Genomic DNA, 19,242 nt, shown 5'->3' on the forward strand with positions numbered 1-19,242 from the left:
GAGGTGGCCGCATATGTTTCTCGACAATCGCCAAGTGGCGATGGACAGCGTACTCGAGGCGCTGGCCGACAGTCTCGATTACTTTCAGGACAATCTCGATCGCCTGCGCCCGGCGCTGCGTAATGCCCTGAAACCCCATTACGAGGAACGTGGGGTGGCCATGCGCGAGCTACAGCAACTGGTCCGCGAGCACCTCGATATCCTGCCCCGCGATGCCGACGTCGAGCGCGACGACTATCTCTGGCTCTGGAGCCGCATCAAGAGTTTCGTAGGTAACGACAGTGCCGTGCTGCTTGGCGAGCTGCTCGAGCAGGAACGCGTGCTGATGCAGGCGCTGGGCAACGCCTTCACCCACCCGCTACCGGAAGCGCTGGAACCTACCCTGGAACGGTGCTGGAAAAACTGCCGCGCACTGATTCGCGAGATCAACAAGCTGCAGCAGCGTCAGCGCTGACCGGCAGACTACGGTCTACTGGACCGCCCTACCCCGCCAGCCTCGCCAATTCGGACCCCCTGGATCACCGGGAAACGGAGCAACCCGCTCACGGCGGTGAAAGCCGAATCGGCTCCAGAGGACCCAGAAAATAGGGTTCCCGCCCCCAGACGTAGAGATCGCCGAAGGTCGCAGCGCGGGCGAGCCACTCGCGCAGGCGAAGCCGCCATTCGCCCTCGACGCCGTCATCGGGCACGGCGCAACCGGTGGCCTCGACGCCGAGAGCGTCGGCGATGAACAGTGCCCGCGGCAGGTGCCAGCCCTGAGAAATCAGCATCAGTCGATTCGCGCCAAACACCTCCTTGGCCCGGACAACGCTGTCGAAAGTACTGAAGCCGGCATAATCGAGCGTCAGCAGAGCATCGTCCACGTTGCGATGACGCAGAGAACGCCACATGCTGATGGGCTCGTTGTAATAGCGCGTGCGGTTGTCGCCGGAAAGCAGCAGATGCCGAACACGGTGAAGCCGCAGCAGTTCTGCCGAGGCTTCCATTCTGGCCTGATAGTAAGGATTGGTGCCGCCCGCTCGCAGCCACTGAGCAGTGCCGAAGACCAGGCCCACCGGCTGTGTGGTGCACAGTGGCAGCTCGTGCTCGATGCGATCCTGGGTCTTGTGAAGTATCCACAGATTGATCGCCGCGACACCGATCACCAGCAGCAACAGGCCCGCCATCACCGCCTTGACCAGCGCTTTCAGAACCCCAAGCATGAATCGACGACACCGTTAGCGTGGGGGAAAGGTAGGCATGAGACGCTCCAGCCAGAAATCGAATGGCGAGCAGGAAACGGAATAGAAGTGTCGATCTGCATATCGCTTTCGCTTGCCCAGACGGCGTTAAAAATCGGCTGGTGCGCCAGCCCGGTCAAGATGCTCATTGACATCGCGTAAACTGGTACGCCAGCCCGGTCCGTCTGCGCCGATTTTTGCCTTGGCTACGCGCCCCGGCCTTGCCTTCGCTCGTCGACTTTTCAGACAAAGCCTAGAACATCCCCAGCTCAAGGCGCGCCTCTTCGCTCATCATCTCACGCCCCCAGGGCGGGTCGAAAACGATTTCGACGTGAACCTTGGAGAACTGCGAGGCCCCGAGAATCTTGCGCCGTGCATCTTCGGCGATGACATCTCCCATGCCACAACCGGGGGCCGTCAACGTCATGCGAATGGTCACCATCCGCTCGCCAGTGAGAAGCCGCTCGATGCGACACCCGTAGACCAGTCCCAGATCGACGATATTGACCGGTATCTCCGGGTCGAAACAGGTCCGCAGCTGATCCCAGATGAAGGCTTCCATCTCCGCCTCGTTCGCATCGGGATCCAGCGTCGGACGTTCTAGCGCCTTGAGTCCCAGTGCGTCGAGATCATGCCCCTCGATCAGGTAGAGACGTCCTTCGTAGCTGACGCTGATCGAGCTGCCCTTGGCCTGCATCACCACCACCGTGCTGTCTTCGGTCAGCGTGATGGTCTTGCCGAACGGAATCGAAATGACATCGACATCCCGTTGCAGCGGCATTTCCTGGCCCTTGTAGACCTCGTTGAGAGGATCCATCATTGCTCCTGACAGAATTGCCGGCCCGGACATGCCGGGAGCCGGAACCGGCTCAGCGCAGCATGCCCAGCACGCGCCGCAAGGCCTCGACGAATGCGTCGACTTCCTCCGGCGTGTTGTAGACCGCCAGCGACGCGCGACAGGTCGCTTCGACACCAAAATGATTCAGCACGGGTTGGGCACAGTGGTGTCCGGTGCGAATCGCCACGCCCAACTGATCGATCAGCAGACCGATATCCTGGGAATGTGCGCCGTCGACGACGAACGAGATCACGCCGGCCTTCTGCGGTGCCGTGCCGATGATCCTCAGCCCGTCGACCTGCTCGAGTTCCTGGGTGGCATGATCGAGTAACCACTGTTCCCAGGCCGACAGTCGCTCGATCCCGAGCGCATTGACCCAGTCCAGCGCCGCGCCCATGGCGATGACGTCCGCCACCGATGGCGTCCCGGCCTCGAAACGGTGCGGGACCGCCGCAAACTCGGTGCCACGCTCGAAGGAGACCCTCGATATCATCTCCCCGCCGCCCTGCCATGGCGGCATGGACTCGAGAAGGGATGCCTTGCCATAGAGCGCTCCGGCGCCCATCGGCCCGTAGACCTTGTGCCCCGAGAAGGCATAGAAGTCGGCATCCAGCGCCTGCACGTCGACCGCCTGATGCGGCACCGCCTGGGCACCGTCGACCAGAATCCGCGCGCCACACGCATGCGCGTCACGCGCCATCTCGGCGATGGGGTTGATCGTGCCCAAGGCGTTGGAAATGTGGTTGACGCAGACCAGTTTGGTCCGCTCGCCCAGCATCCCGCGATAGGCGTCCTGATCCAGCACGCCTCGCGCATCGACGGGGATGACCTTGATCGCGATACCCAACTCACGCTCGAGCAACTGCCAAGGCACGATATTGGAGTGATGCTCCATCAGCGAGACCACGACCTCATCGCCGGCCTTCAGATTGGCTCGTCCCCAGCTGTTGGCCACCAGATTGATCGCTTCGGTGGTGCCACGGGTGAACACGATCTCCCGCGGCTCGAACGCATTGAGGTGGCGTTGCACCTTGCTCCGCACACCCTCGAAGGCGGCCGTCGCTTCGTCCGCCAGCGTATGCAGCCCACGATGGATGTTGGCGTTGTAGCGGCGATAGTAGTCGCTGAGGCTATCGATGACCGCCACCGGCGTCTGGCTGGTGGCCGCATTGTCGAGATAGATCAGCGGCTGGCCATGGACTTCCCGATCGAGAATCGGAAAATCCCGTCGTACTGCCGCCAGGTCCAGCGTCAGATCGGTAATCGCGGTCATCTCAGGCCTCCTGAATCGCCTCGGCGGTTTCCACCAGATCCGCCAGATTGAAGCGCTCCGGCAAACGACCGGCGACAGCTCTTTCGACTCGCTCGGCGATGACGTTGAGACGGACCTTGTCCATTACCTCGCCGACAAACGCCAGTGTCAGCAATGCCCTGGCCATCGGCTCATCGATACCGCGACTGCGCAACGCATAGACCGCGTCTTCGTCCAGCTGGCCCGTGGTGGCGCCGTGAGAGCACTTGACGTCGTCTGCGTAGATCACAAGCTCCGGCTTGGTATCGATCTCGGCGCGATCGGACAGCAGCAGGTTGGCGTTGTTCTGATACGCCTCGATCTGCTGAGCGTCCTTCTTGACGAAGACCTTGCCGTTGAACACACCGCGAGAGCGATCATCGAGAACGCCCTTGTAGTTCTCGTTGGAGAACGTGCGCGGCGCGTTGTGATTGACCAGCGTATGGTTGTCGACGTGCTGACGCCCCTGAACGAAGAACAGCCCGTTATAGGCGGCTTCAGCGCCCTCGCCATTGAGATCCGTCACCAGATCCGTGCGCACCAGCGCACCACCGAGGTTCATGTTGTACGAGTTGAAGCGGCTATCGCGCCCCTGATCGACATGAATGCTGGCCACGTGCAGATCCGTCAGTGCGGCTTCCTGCAACTTGTAGTGATCGATGATAGCGCCGCGGTCGAGCAGCACCTCGGTCACCACGTTGGTGAAGTTGGCCGCCTCGGACTCACCCGAGTAGTGCTCGATGATCGTCGCCTCGGCGCGTGCGCCCGCCTCGATCAGTATCCGCGGATGACTCATCACCGGCTGTCCGTTGGCCCGCGACAGCAGCAGCACATAGATCGGCTTGTCGACTACCGTTCCCGACGCCAGGCGCACGATGGCACCTTCGTCGGCAAAGGCCGTGTTCAAGGCGGTAAAGGGCGAGAAGTCGACGCCCGCCAGACGGCCCAGCGAGCCTCCGACCGCTTCGTGATTGGCGACTATCGCCTGGGATAACGGCTCGATGGAGACACCGGACGGCAGCCCGTCGAGCTCGGACAATGCCGGGCTGAACAGACCGTCGACCAGTACCAGCCGGTAGGCATCGATATCCAGACGCTGCTCGTCGAAGCGGGCGGAATCGAACTCGGCGTCGGTCGCCAGCGCGAAGTCACCCTCAGCTATACGGCGCACGTCGGTATATTTCCACTGCTCGTCACGGCGGGTCGGGAAGCCCATGGCCTCGAAGCGCGCCGCGCCAGCCTGCCGGCGTGCCGCTACCCAACTGGGATCCCCGCCTCGGCGCGCAGTCAGACGCTCGAGAAAGCGTTCCGGTGCACTCATGCGACAGACTCCTCCAGCACCCAGTCATAGCCCCGTTCTTCGAGTTCGAGCGCCAGGTCCTTGCCACCGCTCTTGACGATGCGGCCATCGACCAGCACATGAACGTGATCCGGCACGATATGATTGAGCAAGCGTTGGTAGTGAGTCACCAGCAGGATCGCGCGGTCGGCGTTGCGCAGCGAATTGACCCCATCGGCGACGACCTTCATGGCGTCGATATCCAGGCCGGAGTCGATCTCGTCGAGCATCGCCAGCTTCGGCTGCAGAATCAGCATCTGCAGAATCTCGTTGCGCTTTTTCTCGCCGCCGGAAAAGCCTTCGTTGACGGCACGCTGCAGGAAGCTCGGATCCATCTTCATATCGGTGCTTTTTTCACGCACCAGCTTCATGAATTCCGGCGCCGGAATTTCCCCCTCGCCACGCGCGGCTCGCTGAGCATTGAGGGCGGCCTTGAGCAGATAGATATTCTTGACCCCGGGGATCTCGATCGGGTACTGAAAGCCCAGCAACAAGCCGGCGCGAGCACGCTCCTCGATTTCCATCTCGAGCACATCCTGGCCTTCGAACAGAATCGTGCCCTGAGTCACCTCATAACCGTCTTTCCCGGCGATCACGGCCGACAGTGTCGACTTGCCGGCGCCGTTCGGGCCCATGATGGCGTGAACCTCACCGGCATTGATGGTCAGGTTGAGACCCTTGAGGATCACCTTGTCCTCGACCGTGACGTGAAGATCTTTGACTTCGAGCATGTGTCACCCTTGAAACGAGAGAGACCGCCGACGCAGCCTCCCGGATTGGCGTGTAAATTCGACTGTGGCGGCGGATCAGCCTACCGAGCCTTCCAGCGTCACGTTGAGCAGCGCTTCCGCTTCGACCGCGAACTCCATCGGCAGCTCCTGAAAGACATCCTTGCAGAAGCCGTTGACGATCATGCTCACCGCGTCCTCTTCATCGATACCGCGGGCGCGGCAGTAGAAGAGCTGATCGTCGGCGATCTTGGAGGTGGTCGCCTCGTGCTCGACAGTGGCGGTACTGTTGCCGATTTCCTGATACGGGAACGTGTGGGCACCGCACTGATCGCCGATCAGCAACGAATCACACTGGGTATAGTTGCGCGCGCCCTTGGCGCGCGGCCCGATCTTGACGAGGCCGCGGTAAGCCTGGTCACTACGACCGGCGGCGATACCCTTGGCAACGATGGTCGAACGGGTGTTCTCGCCGATATGGATCATCTTGGTGCCGGTGTCCGCCTGCTGACGACCGTTGGTCACGGCAACGGAATAGAATTCACCGATACTCTCCTTGCCGCGCAGCATGCAGGAGGGATACTTCCAGGTGATGGCAGAGCCCGTCTCGACCTGAGTCCAGCTGATGCGGGAGCGGTCGCCACGGCAATCGCCGCGCTTGGTGACGAAGTTGTAGATCCCGCCCTTGCCGTTCTCATCCCCCGGATACCAGTTCTGCACCGTGGAATACTTGATGTACGCATCCTCGAGCGCGACCAGCTCGACCACCGCTGCATGAAGCTGGTTCTCATCGCGCATCGGCGCGGTACAACCCTCGAGATAGGAGACCTGGGCCCGCTTGTCGCAGACGACCAGCGTACGCTCGAACTGCCCGGTATTGGCGGCGTTGATGCGGAAATAGGTCGACAGCTCCATCGGGCATTTCACGCCCTCCGGCACGTAGACGAACGAGCCATCGGTAAAGACTGCCGAGTTGAGCGCGGCAAAGTAGTTATCCGACTGCGGTACCACCGTGCCCAGATACTGACGCACCAGCTCCGGGTATTCCCGGATGGCCTCGGAGATGGAGCAGAAGATCACGCCAGCCTCGTGAAGCTTGTCCTTGAACGTCGTGGCCACCGAAACGGAATCGAACACCGCATCGACAGCAACACCGGCCAACGCAGCCCGCTCATGCAGAGGAATACCCAACTTCTCGTAGGTTTCGAGCAGTTTGGGATCGACCTCGTCCAGACTCTGCGGGCGATCTTCCGGTTTCTTCGGCGCACTGAAATAAGAGATCGCCTGATAGTCGATCGGCGGGTACTCCAGATGCGACCACGATGGCGGCGTCATCTTCAGCCACTGGTGATAGGCCTCCAGACGCCACTCGAGCATCCATCGCGGCTCTTCTTTCTTCTGGGAAATGAAGGCGATCGTGCTTTCGTCAAGCCCAGGCGGCACGGTCTCGCTTTCGATGTCGGTCACGAATCCCTGCTTGTATTCGCGACGGACCAACTGCTCCATCTCTTCGCTAGCCATGGTCTTCTCTCCTCTCCACCGAGAGTCTTAGGACGAAGACACGGTCCCGACGAGTGCGGGTGGCAACGAGCCGCCACCTCCCACCGTCATCGCCACGCCTTCTTAATGTTCGCGCACTGCCCCGATCGAAGAGGGCAACGTCACGCTTTGAATCGGTAACTGCACCGGCAGCTTGAGCGGGCTGGACTGGGCGAGATGCGCCAGCGTGACGCACTCGAGCAGTGTCCGCACCGCCTGCGACACCCGCTGCCAGTTGTCCGCCACACCGCAGGTATCCAGCAAGTCACACTCGCCATCGGCGTGGCTGCACTCGGTCATTCCGATCGGCCCTTCGATGGCGGCGATGATGTCGCTGGCCGTGATCTCCGCCGGAGACCGGGACAGCACATAGCCACCGTGAGAGCCCCGACGGGATTCCAGCAACCCACTCCTGGCCAGCATCTTGAGCGTCTTGCCCACCGTGGGGTGAGGAAGATTGACCTGCCCTGCCAACTCGGTCGCGGTGTGCGCCTGCTCGGGGTCCCGTGCAATCTGCGCCATGATCACGGCCGCGTAATCCGTCAATTTCGATAGCTTCAGCATGCGGTGATGCCCTCTCGATCCTGACAGCTGCCATATAGGACCATTTTAGTCCTCTTTACACACGCTGTGAACCCTAACCGTCGGCGCGAACGGCATGCCCGCCCGCGATCGTGCATCGGTCGATCAGGTCGGCGCTGAGTACACGACGGCCGGTTCTCCAAAACGACTCGACCCGCTGCCGGAAGCAGCGGGTCGAGCTCTTCGATCACGACCCCATCAGGATCAGTCGAACGGATTGCGCAGCACGATCGTCTCGTTACGGTCGGGGCCGGTGGAGATGATGTCGATGGGCGTCCCCACCTCCTCTTCCAGGAACGCAATATAGGCCCGTGCGTTGGCCGGCAGACCATCGATCGTTCGCACCCCGATGGTGGATTCGCTCCAGCCCGGCAGATCGTGATAGAGCGGTTCGATCGCCTCGTAGCCTTCGGAGTCGACGGGATTATCGATGGTCTCGCCATCCTTGCTGCGATAACCGACGCAGACCCGAATGTTCTCGAGACCGTCGAGCACATCGAGCTTGGTCAGGCAGATCCCCGATACCGAGTTGATCTGCACCGCGTGGCGCAATGCCACCGCATCGAACCAGCCACAGCGGCGCGCGCGCCCGGTCGTGGCACCGAATTCATGGCCTTTCTCTGCCAGATGCCGGCCGAACTCATCGAACAGCTCGGTGGGGAACGGGCCGGAGCCGACACGCGTGGTATAGGCCTTGGTGATACCCAGCACGTAGTCGAGATAGAGCGGGCCGACGCCAGAACCGGTGGCGGTGCCACCGGCCGTGGTATTGGAGCTGGTGACGTAGGGATAGGTACCGTGATCGATATCCAGCAACGAGCCCTGGGCGCCTTCGAACAGGATGTTCTCGCCGGACTTGCGAATATCGTGGACCAGCGAAACCGTGTCGCAGACCATCGGCCGCAGCTCTTCGGCAAAATCCATCGCCTGATCCAGCACTTCCTGGAAATCGACGGCCGGTTCGCCGTGATAACGGGTCAGCACGAAATTGTGATAGTCGAGCACTTCGCCCAGCTTGGAGGCGAATCTTTCACGGTGCAGAATATCGCCCAGACGCAGGCCGCGACGTGCGACCTTGTCTTCGTAGGCCGGCCCGATGCCCCGTCCGGTAGTCCCGATCTTGGCAATTCCACGGGCCTTTTCGCGCGCCTGATCGAGGCGAACATGGTACGGCAGGATCAGCGGACAGGCGGGCGACAGACGCAGGCGCTTGCGCACCGGCACGCCCTTGGCTTCCAGCTCCTTGATCTCCTCCATCAGCGCTTCCGGCGACAACACCACGCCGTTGCCGATCACGCAGATCTTGTCTTCACGCAACACGCCGGAAGGGATCAGGTGCAGGACCGTCTTGTGACCATCGATCACCAGTGTATGGCCGGCATTGTGCCCACCCTGGAATCGCACCACGGCACTGGCGGACTCGGTCAACAGATCGACGACCTTGCCCTTGCCCTCGTCGCCCCACTGAGTACCCAATACGACTACGTTCTTGCCCATTGCTCTCGTCTCTTGATCAACCCGTCGCGATCCGGTCATTCGTCGCGATTCGTTCGCTGTACCCATGTCGGCGCGTGGCCGTCATCGGCTTAGTTCAGCGGCTCGGTACGCCACTCGCCATCCTGGAGCACCAGGTGGCGATTGCAGCGGTGTGCGCCCGGACCGGTCTGCTGGTCGGGCAAGGCCTGGATCACGCGCTCTCCCTGCGCCCGCAGGCGATTGATGGCATCGTTGAGCGCGGCATTCTCCCGATTCGGCGCCCAGATACCATTGGTTGGCGGCTCTCGCTCGGCCAGAGTCGCCAACTGCTTGAGATCCATGGAAAATCCGGTGGCCGGACGGGCACGACCGAAGGCCCGACCGGTGTCGTCGTAGCGACCACCCTTGCTCAGCGCCTGACCGTACCCCGGTACATAGGCCGCAAACACCATCCCGGTGTGGTACTGATAGCCGCGAAGTTCGGCCAGATCGAAGTAGAACGACACCTCGGGATGCTCGGCCACGACGCCACGATGCAACCGAACCAGTTGGTCGAGTGCATCCATCACCGCGTCCGGGGCACCGGCCAGCGCCAGCCGGGCATGCTCCAGAATCTCCGCCCCGCCATGCAGCCGCGGCAGCTCGCAGAGCATCCGGGCAAGCTCGGGATCCGCGACATTGGCAGTCACCAGCTCGTCGATCACGATATAGGCCTTGCGCTCGATGGCATCGAAAAGTGCACGCTCGACGCCATCCTCCCACACGACGGCACCCATCAGTTCGCGATAGATCGCAATGTGGCTAAGCGCCAGGTGGATCTCTCTGGCCCCCGCCGCCTCGAGACTGGACAGCGCCAGCCTCAACACTTCGATATCGGCATCCAGCCCCGCGTGGCCGAACAGTTCGACGCCAACCTGCATCGGGCTTCGGCCGCCCTGATGCTTGTCCGCCTGCGCACGCAGCACCGTGGCGCAGTAGCAAAGTCGCACCGGGCCCTGGCGCTTCAGCGAATGTGCATCCATGCGCGCGACCTGCGGAGTCACGTCGGCGCTGGCGCCCATCATTCTGCCGGTCAACTGATCGGTCAGCTTGAAGGTCTGCAAATCCAGGTCGGTGCCGGTGCCGGTCAACAGCGAATCGAGAAATTCGACCGGCGGCGGCATGACCAGGTCGTAACCCCAGCGGTCGTACAGGTCGAGCAGCGTCCGACGCAACTCCTCCATCCGGGTTGCCTGCGGCGGCAGCACTTCATCCATGCCGTCGGGTAGCAACCAGCGGTCAGCGATCGTCATGAGCTTGTCCTGCCCAGCGTTGATTCGGTAATGATCGGGAGCAAAGGAAAGCTTCGCCATCCCATGTTAGTCGCAGCCGCAGAGCCGCGAGGTACAGCTGCCTTGCGCGAAGACCGGATCGTGTCAAAACGGGATTGCGCATAAACAGGCCGCACAAAAAAGCCGGGCGAAACCCGGCTGAACGATGGTATCACGAAACCCCCGCGGGGAAATCCCGTGGGGGTTCGATTTCCTAGATGTCGGTAGCATTCACCGGTCCGATCCTCATGGCGCCGAAGACCCCGTCGGTGTCGGATTTTTCAGATAGCGGAAGAAGTCGCTGTCATCCGGGCTCAGCACCAGCAGATCCTTGCCCTCGCCGTTGAAGCTGTCACGGTAGGCCTGCATCGAACGATAGAACGAGAAGAAGTCCGGTGCCTGCTGATAGGCGCTGGCGTAAATTTTCGCTGCCTGCGCGTCACCTTCACCCCGTGTGGTCTCCGCTTGTTGACGACCGTTGGCCAGAATTTCCTGACGCTGACGGTCGGCATCGGCACGAATCGCTTCGGCCTGCTGAGAGCCTTCGGCCCGATAGGTTCTGGCCGCCTGTTCCCGCTCCGAGTTCATGCGCTCGTAAACGGCCTGGGTCACCTCCGGGGGAAGCTCGATTCGCTTGACGCGGATATCGAGGATATGAACCCCCAACTCGTCGCGCATCGCCTGATCGAGCTGCTGCACCGGCTCGACCATGAGCTCTTCGCGGGCGCCCTCGACGGTGTCGGCGCCCTTGTCCGTGCCGGGGAGACCCTTGGCGTTGCTCTCGGCCGCGATTCGCTCCTGAATGATGGAGGACATCTCGGTCTGGCCGAACTTGTTGCGCAATGCCTCGTCGGTCCGCGGCGCGATCAGGTTTTCGGCGACCTGGATATTGCCACGCGTTGCCTCGTAGAACTGCTGGGGATCGGCGATCTTCCACTTCACGAAGGAGTCGACGATCACCGCCTTGGAGTCCGCGGTCAAATAGCGCGTGGCGCTGGAATCGACCGTCTGCACGCGCACATCGAAGATCCGCACGGTGTTGAACACCGGCAGCTTGAAGTGCAGGCCGGGGCCGATATCGTTTTCGATCACTTCACCGAAGCGCAGCTTGATGGCGCGTTCGGTTTCATTGACGACGTAGAAACTGGCGCTGGCGAACCAGGCCAGCAGTGCCAGAATGATGACCCCGATCAGGGCGCGATTGTTAAACATTAGCGACCCTCCCGCAGGCCGGAGCTACGCGTCGGCTGCTGCGAGCCACTGTTCATGTGATCCACTACCTGCTTTGAAATCTGTTCGAGCTGCTGCATGCTCATCGAGGACGAATCGCTCTGGCTGCTCTTGCCGCCGGACTGCATCTGATTGAGCGGCAGCACGGTCACGGCGTTGCCGTCGCCAAGATCGACGAGCGCCTTGGGCGTCTTGCTCAGCACCTGGCTCATGGTCTCCAGATAGAGGCGTTCACGCGTCACATCCGGCGCCTGGCGATATTCGCCCAGCAACGAATTGAAACGATTGGTCTGGCCGGTAGCATCGGATACCGAAGCGGCCTTGTAACCGTCGGCCTCCTCGATCAGACGCCGCTGCTGACCCTTGGCCTCGAGCACGACTGCCTGACTATAGGCATTGGCCTGGTTGATCGAGCGCTGCCGCTCTTCCCGGGCCCGGATGACGTCGTCGAAGGCGTTCTGGACCTGGTCCGGTGGCGCGGTCGACTCGACGTTGACGGTCTGCAGGCGCAGGCCGGTGCCGTAGGCGTCCATGTAAGCCGTCAAGCGCTCGAAGACCCGTTGTCCCAACCGGTCACGGCCGGTAGTCAGGATCTCCTGCAGATGCATGTTGCCGACTTCCTGGCGCAATGCGGAATCCATCGCATTCTGCAACGTCATTTCCGGCTCGTTGACGTTGACCAGAAATGCATGTGAATCGCTGACCACATACTGTGCCGAGACGCTGACCCGGACGATGTTTTCGTCGCTGGTCAGCATCGAGTCGGTCTGGGTCGCGGAGCGAATGCTGGTCACGTTGACGTTATCCACACGATCAATGATCGGCGGATTCCAGTGCAGACCGGGATTCAAGGTATCGGTGTACTTTCCAAGCCGGAAGACCACGCCGCGCTCGGACTGGTCGATCAAGTGGAAACCGGATCCGGCCCAGATCACGGCCGCAACGATCAGCACCAGGATCGGCAATATGAAGGGATTGCGCTTGCTGCCATCGGAGCCGTCACCGCCGGACCCACCGCCCGAACCGGAACGCTTGCCGCGACCGCCGAGCAGACGACTGATCTTGTCCTGAAACTTCTTCAGCGCTTCGTCGAGATCCGGTGGCCCCTGATTACCCCTGCCATTGTTGCCACCACCGTTATTGCCACCATTACCACTCGGGCGCTTTCCTCCTCCACCGCCCCAGGGGTCCTGCTGGTTGTTGCCACCACCAGGCTCATTCCAAGCCATACCTAGTCTCCAAGATGCAGTCAAAGCGTTGCGTCGGGCCAAAGCATTACGCGTGGCATCGGGAGCATGAGCCGCCGTGGCGTTGCACCGGTGTGCACAGGGCAAGGCTAGATCGGACCGAGGCCCAATCCCTGCCACCCTGCATCATTCGGGTCCGATCGTCGGACCACGAAGCTCCCCTGCGTCGTTTTCCTCACCTCAAACCTGTTCCCAATCGGCAACCGGCGTTTTTTCGGAGGTGGGCAAGTAATCGTCGGCGCGTTCGCCCAAGCGAGCCATCATCTGCATAAACTCTCGCCGGGGCAAGCGAATCTCCAGATTCGAGCGGCCATCCTCGTCGAACGTTTCTTCCTGTACGGCCTGCGATTCGTGCAGTGCCGCTCGTAGTCGACCCTGCTCGGGCGTCAGCGTCAAGCGGATATCGAGGATATCCTCGGCCAGCCATTCGCCGAGCGCTTCCCGCAGCAGTTCGAGGCCTTCGCCGTCACGCGCCGAGAGCCAGACGACCTGCGGGAATCCATGACTGTCGCGCTCGATTCGCGGCGAGGTGCCCAGCAGATCGATCTTGTTCATGACCAGCAGTCGAGGCACATCGTCGGCGTCGATCTCAGACAGCACACTATCGACCTGAGCGACATTGAGCTCGCGGTCCGGATCGGCGGCGTCGATCACGTGCACGATCAGGCTGGCTTCGGTGGCCTCCTGCAGCGTGGCCCGAAAGGCCTCGACCAGCTTGTGCGGGAGATGTCGAATGAAGCCGACCGTATCTGCCAGCACGACCTCGCCGACGTCCGGCACATCGAGGCGACGCAGCGTGGGATCGAGCGTGGCAAATAGCTGATCGGCGGCATAGACCTCCGCCGAGGTGATCGCGTTGAACAAGGTCGATTTGCCGGCGTTGGTATACCCCACCAGCGAGACGCTCGGGATTTCCGCCCTCGCCCTGGCGCGCCGGTTCTGATCGCGCTGCTTGCGGACCTTCTCCAGGCGCTTGTGAATCGACTTGATCCGCCCACGCAGCAGGCGACGGTCGGTCTCGAGCTGGGTTTCACCCGGGCCGCGCAGACCAATACCGCCCTTTTGTCGCTCGAGGTGGGTCCAGCCACGGACCAGCCGGGTGGACATGTACTCGAGCTGTGCCAGTTCGACCTGGAGCTTGCCCTCGTGGGTCCGCGCGCGCTGCGCGAAGATATCGAGAATCAACCCCGTTCGATCGAGCACGCGACACTCCAGCGCACGCTCAAGATTGCGTTGCTGAGAGGGAGACAGGGCATGATTGAAAATGACGAGTTCAGCACCGTGGACGCCGAGGGCGGTCTTGACCTCCTCGAGCTTGCCACTGCCGATGAAGGAACGAGGATCGGGACGGCGCCGACTGCCCTGAATCAGGGTAGCCGACTCCGCCCCGGCAGAGCGCACCAGCTCCAGGAGTTCACCCGGATCTTCGCGCTCCTGCTCGTCCTGAAAGTCCACATGGACCAGAATCGCCGTTTCGCCGGCGTCGGGACGTTCGAAAAACAATCACTACCTCTCGATTAGCTATCGAGTCCGGGCGCTGCGGCGGGATCCTGCGGCGGCAACCGGACGTTGCGGGACGGTACGACCGTCGAAATGGCATGCTTGTAAACCATCTGACTGACGGTGTTGCGCAGCAGGATGACGAATTGATCGAAAGATTCGATCTGTCCCTGCAACTTGATGCCGTTGACCAGAAAAATGGAAACCGGGATGCGCTCCTTGCGCAGAATGTTCAGGTACGGATCCTGAAGGGACTGTCCTTTGGACATGTTGCTCTCCCTAATGCTGTTATGAGTGATGCTGTTTTAGTTGGGCGGCGATTCGTTCTGACTCGGCATCACACCAGCGGCATCGCGTGCCGCGAGTATAGGTCTCGACGAAGCCCGCCATTTTACGCTAACTGCCGTGGTCACGCACGATTTTCGCAATCTGATCACCAGCATTTGCCGCGCAGCTGTCGACCCAGTGAAGGTCCGGCCAGCGCCTCAGCCAGGTCAGCTGGCGCTTGGCCAGCTGGCGCGTGGCGGCGATACCGCGCTCACGCAGTGCGACGTGATCATAGGCGCCTTCGAGATGCTCCCACACCTGCCGGTAACCGACGCTCTTCATCGATGGCAGGTCCGGATGAAGATCGCTCCGCTGTTTCAATGTAGCCACTTCCGACACGAATCCACCAGCGAGCATGATATCGAATCGCTGGGCGATACGCGCATGCAGAACGTGACGCTCGGCAGGCGCGAGAGCTATGGACAACAGCCGCCACGGAAAGTTTTCACGCTGCTGTCGTCGCCAGTGTTCGGAAAGCGCCACGCCGCTCAATCGATAGACTTCCAGTGCCCGAATCAGACGCTGGCGGTTACGCGGATGGATCGCCTCGGCCGCCTGGGGATCGAACCCGGCGAGCTCCGCATGCAGCGCCTCGAACCCTTCGCGCTCGCCGCGCTGGCGAAGTTTTTCGCGCAGTGCCGGATCGGCTTCCGGCATGGTGGCGACCCCGTCGATGAGACGCTTGGCGTACATCATCGTGCCACCCACCAGCAGCGGCAATTTGCCGCAGGCTGTGATCGCTTCCATTTCACGCAACGCATCGCGGCGAAATTCCGCCGCCGTGTAGGCTTCGGCCGGATCACGAATATCGATCAGCCGATGAGGTGCCCGCGCCAGCTCGTCGGGCGACGGCTTGGCCGTGCCGATGTCCATGCCGCGATAGACCATCGCCGAGTCGACGCTGATCAGCTCGGCGCCGAAACGCTGGTGCAGCGCGATCGCGTTGTCGGTCTTGCCGGAAGCGGTGGGCCCGAGCAGAAGGACCGCCAGCGGACGGTCGTCGCGGCGCGAACCCGACGGTGACAGCGCAGAATCGTCGTCGCGCAGGCGATCATCGTTCTCGTTCACTGGCGCCCTCGTTCACTGGCCACGAAGAAACAGCTTGTCCAACTGGGCCATCGACATCTCGGTCCAGGTGGGTCGACCATGATTGCACTGCCCACTGCGTTCGGTGCGCTCCATGTCGCGCAGCAGCGCGTTCATTTCCGGCACCGTCAGCAGTCGATTGGCTCGCACGCTGCCATGGCAGGCCATGGTACTGAGCAGCTCGTTGATACGGGTCTCCAGGCGATCGGAGCGTCCGAAACGTTCGAGATCGCCCAGCATGTCGCGAATCAGCGGTTCGATGTCCGCATCCGCCAGCAGCGCCGGCACCTGCCGTATCAGCAGCGTCTCCGGGCCGGCGGCATCGAGCACGACGCCCAAACGGGCAAAGGCATCGCGCTCGTGCTCTGCGACTTCGGCCTCGCCGGCACTGACCGCCATCGACACCGGCACCAGCAGCGGCTGCGCGTCGAGCGCTCCGGCATGAATCTGCTGCTTCATGCGTTCGTAGACAATCCGCTCATGGGCGGCATGCATGTCGACGATCACCATGCCGCGTTCGGTCTGCGCCAGAATATAGACGCCGTGCAGCTGCGCCACCGCATAGCCCAGCGGTGGCGCCTGCGTATCGTCGGTGGCCGGCAAGGTCGTCACCGCGGCAGTCGGACGCTCCTTGAGGGCCGTGTCGGCCGCTTCGCCGCCCGGCGCTTCTGCACCGTTCTCGCGCGGCGTCAGCAGCGTCGATTCATGCTCCGGGTGCAGCGCATGATAGCCGGCCATGAATTCGCGGATACGCTGGGCGGCAGGACGATTCGACCCGGACGGCCCTGTCCCTGGCGAATGCTGGCCGGCCAGCGGCATGCGCTGCTGCTGCCAATCCGGCGGCCTGTCGTTCGAGGTCGGATATGCCTGGTCATCCAGGTCTGGCCGAACCGGCGTTTCGATGTCACCGCCGATCGACTCGCCCGCCTCTGCACTCTCCGCCGCCGGCTCGTTGGGCTTCACCGACGCCAGCGCGCGGTGCAGGCTCGAGAACAGGAAATCATGAACCAGACGGCCATCGCGAAAGCGCACTTCATGCTTGGTCGGGTGCACATTGACGTCCACGACCCGCGGATCGAGCTCCAGATACAGCACGAACACCGGATGCCGACCGTGAAACATCACATCGCGATAGGCCTGACGAATGGCATGCGCGACCAGGCGATCCCTGACGATGCGGCCATTGACGAAGAAATACTGCTGATCGGCCTGAGCCCGCGAATAGGTCGGCTGCCCGACCCACCCCCACAGCCGGAGCCCGGTGACCTCCAGCTCGACGTGCAAAGCCTCGTTCAGGAAACGCTTGCCCAGCATCGCGCTGATTCGCCGCTCCCGGCCGGCCTGATCCGAGGCCACGCCGGGCAGCTGATGCACGACCTTCTGGTTGTGACGCAGCACCCAGGTAATATCGAAACGGGATAGCGCCAGACGCCGAAAGGCCTCCTCGACGTGACCGAACTCGGTCTTCTCGGTACGCAGGAACTTGCGCCGCGCCGGCGTGTTGAAGAACAGATCACGCACCAGCACCGAGGTCCCGCGCGGATGCGGCGCAGGCGTCACCCGCGGCTCCATCTGGCGGCCCTCGGCGACCACTCGCCAGCCACCGGAAGGATCGTCGGCGGCGTTGGAGATCAATTCGAGGCGCGAGACAGAGCTGATCGATGCCAGCGCCTCGCCCCGAAATCCCAGACTGGAAACGTCCTCGAGATCGTCGAGGGAGGCGATCTTGCTGGTGGCGTGGCGGGATAGCGCCAGCGGCAGGTCACCCTCGCCGATGCCGATCCCGTCGTCGCGCACCCGAATCAACCGCGAGCCACCCGCCTCGAGTTCGACCTCGATACGCTGGCTGCCGGCGTCGATGGCGTTCTCGACGATCTCCTTGACCACCGAGGCCGGACGCTCGACCACCTCTCCGGCAGCTATCTGGTTGGCCAGTCGGGGATCGAGAATGCGGATGCGAGACGATTCAGTCATCGGTGAACTCCCGTTCGTTGCCCGGCTTCATGGGATCGTCAGCACCTGGCCAACCCGCAGGATATCGCTATCCAGCCCATTGGCCTGTTTCAGCACCTTCATGCTGATGCCATGGCTGGACGCCACCTGGGACAACGTATCCCCGCCCTGCACCCGATACTCGTTGCTGGCGCTGCCGCGACCCTGATCACGTTGCCAGGCCAGCAGACTCGAGGGCGGCGGATGCTGGCGGAAATGCGCCACGATCCCTTCGTAGATCGCCTGGGCGAGCTCGGCCTGATGTGCCGGCGACTTGAGCTGGGCCTCCTCGCGGGGGTTGGAGATAAAGCCGGTCTCGACCAGCAGTGACGGAATATCGGGTGATTTCAGCACCACGAAGCCGGCCTGCTCGACGCTGGACTTGTGCAGCTTGTTGATCCGTCCGAGCTGGTCGAGCACCTGACCGCCGGTGGCCAGCGAATCGTTCATCGTCGCCGTCATCGTCAGATCGAGCAGCACGCCGCGAAGCACCTCATCCTTGTCGTCGAGGCTCAAATTGCCGTCGACCCCGCCGATCAGGTCGGACTGGTTCTCGCTCGCCGCCAGCCAGCGCGCGGTTTCCGAGGTCGCGCCACCCTGGGACAAGGCGTAGACCGAACTGCCGTAAGGCTGGGCGCTGCGTACCGCATCGGCGTGGACCGAGACGAAGAAGTCCGCCTTCTGCTGTCGGGCGATCAGCGTGCGCTGGCGCAGGCCGATATAGTAGTCGCCGTCGCGGGTCAGGAAGGCCTTGAACCCCGGCGTCTGATCGAAGCGCTGCTTCACCTTGCGCGCGATCTGGAGCACCACATCCTTCTCGTGCGTACCGTCGGGGCCCGAGGCGCCGGGGTCTTCGCCACCGTGTCCCGGATCGACGGCGACGATGATGTCGCGCCTGGGATGCGGCTGCGCCTCGACCGCGGAGGCGACCGCCTCGGCCTTCCGCGGGTTGCCTTCGGCAACGGCTTCGGTCTGTGCGCGTTGCGCGGCGATCTCCTGGTCGCGAATCATCGCTTCGATAGGATCGATGGGGTCCTTGACCGCACTAGCCCCGGGATAGTCGAGATCGACCACCAGACGATCGCTGTACTGATCGTTGGGCGGCAGCGTGAAACTCTTGGGCGCGACGGCGCGGCTGACGTCGAGCACGACCCGCAAGCCGCCACTCTCGCGAACCCCGGTCCGCACCTTGGAAATGGCGCTGTCATCCAGATCGAGCTTGCCGATATCGAAATCCAGATCGGTGCTATCAAGGTCGATCACGACGCGGTCGGGGTTATCGAGCGTGAAGACGTTGGCGTTGACCGGCCCCGACATGTCGAACACCAGCCTGACGTGATCCGGCGCCGACCACAGCCGCATGTTGTCCACCTCGACGGCCTGAGCCTGGGCGCTGACGCCAAGGCAACAGGCTGCGATCAGCCCCGCCATTCGGCGCTGGCCACTGCATCGGCGCATGCGCAGCCAGGTGCGCGCCATCAGGCTCAACAGCAGAGATGTGGCATGACGCAGGGTGACAACGGGCTTCGCTAACGAC

Annotated in this window: 17 protein-coding genes; 1 reads left to right on the plus strand and 16 read right to left on the minus strand. The window is 62.4% G+C overall.

Annotated elements, in window-relative coordinates; all coding sequences use genetic code 11:
* The first annotated feature begins 13 nt into the window (after nucleotides 1-13).
* Entirely contained in the window at nucleotides 14-454 is a 441-nt protein-coding gene (locus BTW07_RS09585; protein ID WP_075569951.1) for a ferritin family protein, read from the plus strand.
* Nucleotides 455-542: 88 nt separating this feature from the next.
* Here the strand turns inward: BTW07_RS09585 and BTW07_RS09590 are convergent, their stop codons facing one another.
* The 16 genes from BTW07_RS09590 to BTW07_RS09665 form a co-directional block, all read right to left on the minus strand.
* Nucleotides 543-1,202, minus strand: coding sequence for a SanA/YdcF family protein (locus tag BTW07_RS09590; RefSeq protein ID WP_075569952.1), 660 nt, complete (start codon nucleotides 1,200-1,202; stop codon nucleotides 543-545).
* Nucleotides 1,203-1,473: 271 nt separating this feature from the next.
* Nucleotides 1,474-2,037 (minus strand): putative Fe-S cluster assembly protein SufT, encoded by a 564-nt coding sequence (gene sufT / locus BTW07_RS09595; protein ID WP_075569953.1) that lies wholly within the window; start codon nucleotides 2,035-2,037, stop codon nucleotides 1,474-1,476.
* Nucleotides 2,038-2,089: 52 nt separating this feature from the next.
* Nucleotides 2,090-3,331, minus strand: coding sequence for a cysteine desulfurase (locus BTW07_RS09600; protein WP_075569954.1), 1,242 nt, complete (start codon nucleotides 3,329-3,331; stop codon nucleotides 2,090-2,092).
* A gap of 1 nt (nucleotide 3,332) precedes the next feature.
* Nucleotides 3,333-4,670, minus strand: coding sequence for a Fe-S cluster assembly protein SufD (sufD, locus tag BTW07_RS09605; RefSeq protein WP_075569955.1), 1,338 nt, complete (start codon nucleotides 4,668-4,670; stop codon nucleotides 3,333-3,335).
* Entirely contained in the window at nucleotides 4,667-5,419 is a 753-nt protein-coding gene (sufC, locus tag BTW07_RS09610) for a Fe-S cluster assembly ATPase SufC (protein WP_075569956.1), read from the minus strand. The genes sufD and sufC overlap by 4 nt, the downstream gene beginning before the upstream one ends.
* Nucleotides 5,420-5,494: 75 nt before the next feature.
* Nucleotides 5,495-6,937 carry a Fe-S cluster assembly protein SufB gene (sufB, locus tag BTW07_RS09615; protein ID WP_075569957.1) on the minus strand — a complete coding sequence of 481 codons (1,443 nt, stop codon included), beginning with the start codon at nucleotides 6,935-6,937 and terminating at the stop codon, nucleotides 5,495-5,497.
* Nucleotides 6,938-7,039: 102 nt separating this feature from the next.
* Complete coding sequence (locus tag BTW07_RS09620; protein WP_075569958.1) at nucleotides 7,040-7,519, minus strand: SUF system Fe-S cluster assembly regulator; 480 nt, start codon at nucleotides 7,517-7,519, stop codon at nucleotides 7,040-7,042.
* A 222-nt stretch (nucleotides 7,520-7,741) separates the two neighbouring features.
* Nucleotides 7,742-9,034 (minus strand): adenylosuccinate synthase, encoded by a 1,293-nt coding sequence (locus BTW07_RS09625; RefSeq protein WP_075569959.1) that lies wholly within the window; start codon nucleotides 9,032-9,034, stop codon nucleotides 7,742-7,744.
* Between the two features lie 89 nt (nucleotides 9,035-9,123).
* Nucleotides 9,124-10,305 carry an ATP phosphoribosyltransferase regulatory subunit gene (locus BTW07_RS09630; protein WP_075569960.1) on the minus strand — a complete coding sequence of 394 codons (1,182 nt, stop codon included), beginning with the start codon at nucleotides 10,303-10,305 and terminating at the stop codon, nucleotides 9,124-9,126.
* Between the two features lie 264 nt (nucleotides 10,306-10,569).
* Complete coding sequence (gene hflC, locus BTW07_RS09635) at nucleotides 10,570-11,535, minus strand: protease modulator HflC (RefSeq protein ID WP_075569961.1); 966 nt, start codon at nucleotides 11,533-11,535, stop codon at nucleotides 10,570-10,572.
* The gene (hflK, locus tag BTW07_RS09640) at nucleotides 11,535-12,782 is read right to left on the minus strand and encodes an FtsH protease activity modulator HflK (protein WP_075569962.1); all 1,248 of its coding nucleotides are present in this window, start codon (nucleotides 12,780-12,782) and stop codon (nucleotides 11,535-11,537) included. The genes hflC and hflK overlap by 1 nt, the downstream gene beginning before the upstream one ends.
* A gap of 198 nt (nucleotides 12,783-12,980) precedes the next feature.
* Entirely contained in the window at nucleotides 12,981-14,303 is a 1,323-nt protein-coding gene (hflX, locus tag BTW07_RS09645; protein WP_075569963.1) for a ribosome rescue GTPase HflX, read from the minus strand.
* Nucleotides 14,304-14,317: 14 nt separating this feature from the next.
* On the minus strand, nucleotides 14,318-14,569 hold the full coding sequence (gene hfq / locus BTW07_RS09650; protein ID WP_075562615.1) for an RNA chaperone Hfq: 252 nt from the start codon (nucleotides 14,567-14,569) through the stop codon (nucleotides 14,318-14,320).
* Between the two features lie 127 nt (nucleotides 14,570-14,696).
* On the minus strand, nucleotides 14,697-15,653 hold the full coding sequence (gene miaA, locus BTW07_RS09655; RefSeq protein ID WP_075570019.1) for a tRNA (adenosine(37)-N6)-dimethylallyltransferase MiaA: 957 nt from the start codon (nucleotides 15,651-15,653) through the stop codon (nucleotides 14,697-14,699).
* Nucleotides 15,654-15,707: 54 nt separating this feature from the next.
* On the minus strand, nucleotides 15,708-17,687 hold the full coding sequence (gene mutL, locus BTW07_RS09660) for a DNA mismatch repair endonuclease MutL (RefSeq protein WP_075569964.1): 1,980 nt from the start codon (nucleotides 17,685-17,687) through the stop codon (nucleotides 15,708-15,710).
* A 27-nt stretch (nucleotides 17,688-17,714) separates the two neighbouring features.
* Nucleotides 17,715-19,163, minus strand: a complete 1,449-nt coding sequence (locus BTW07_RS09665) for an N-acetylmuramoyl-L-alanine amidase (RefSeq protein WP_075570020.1) — start codon at nucleotides 19,161-19,163, stop codon at nucleotides 17,715-17,717.
* Nucleotides 19,164-19,242: the final 79 nt, after the last annotated feature.

The sequence above is a fragment of the Salinicola socius genome (assembly GCF_001937195.1).
In the GTDB taxonomy this organism is placed as follows: Bacteria; Pseudomonadota; Gammaproteobacteria; order Pseudomonadales; family Halomonadaceae; genus Salinicola; species Salinicola socius.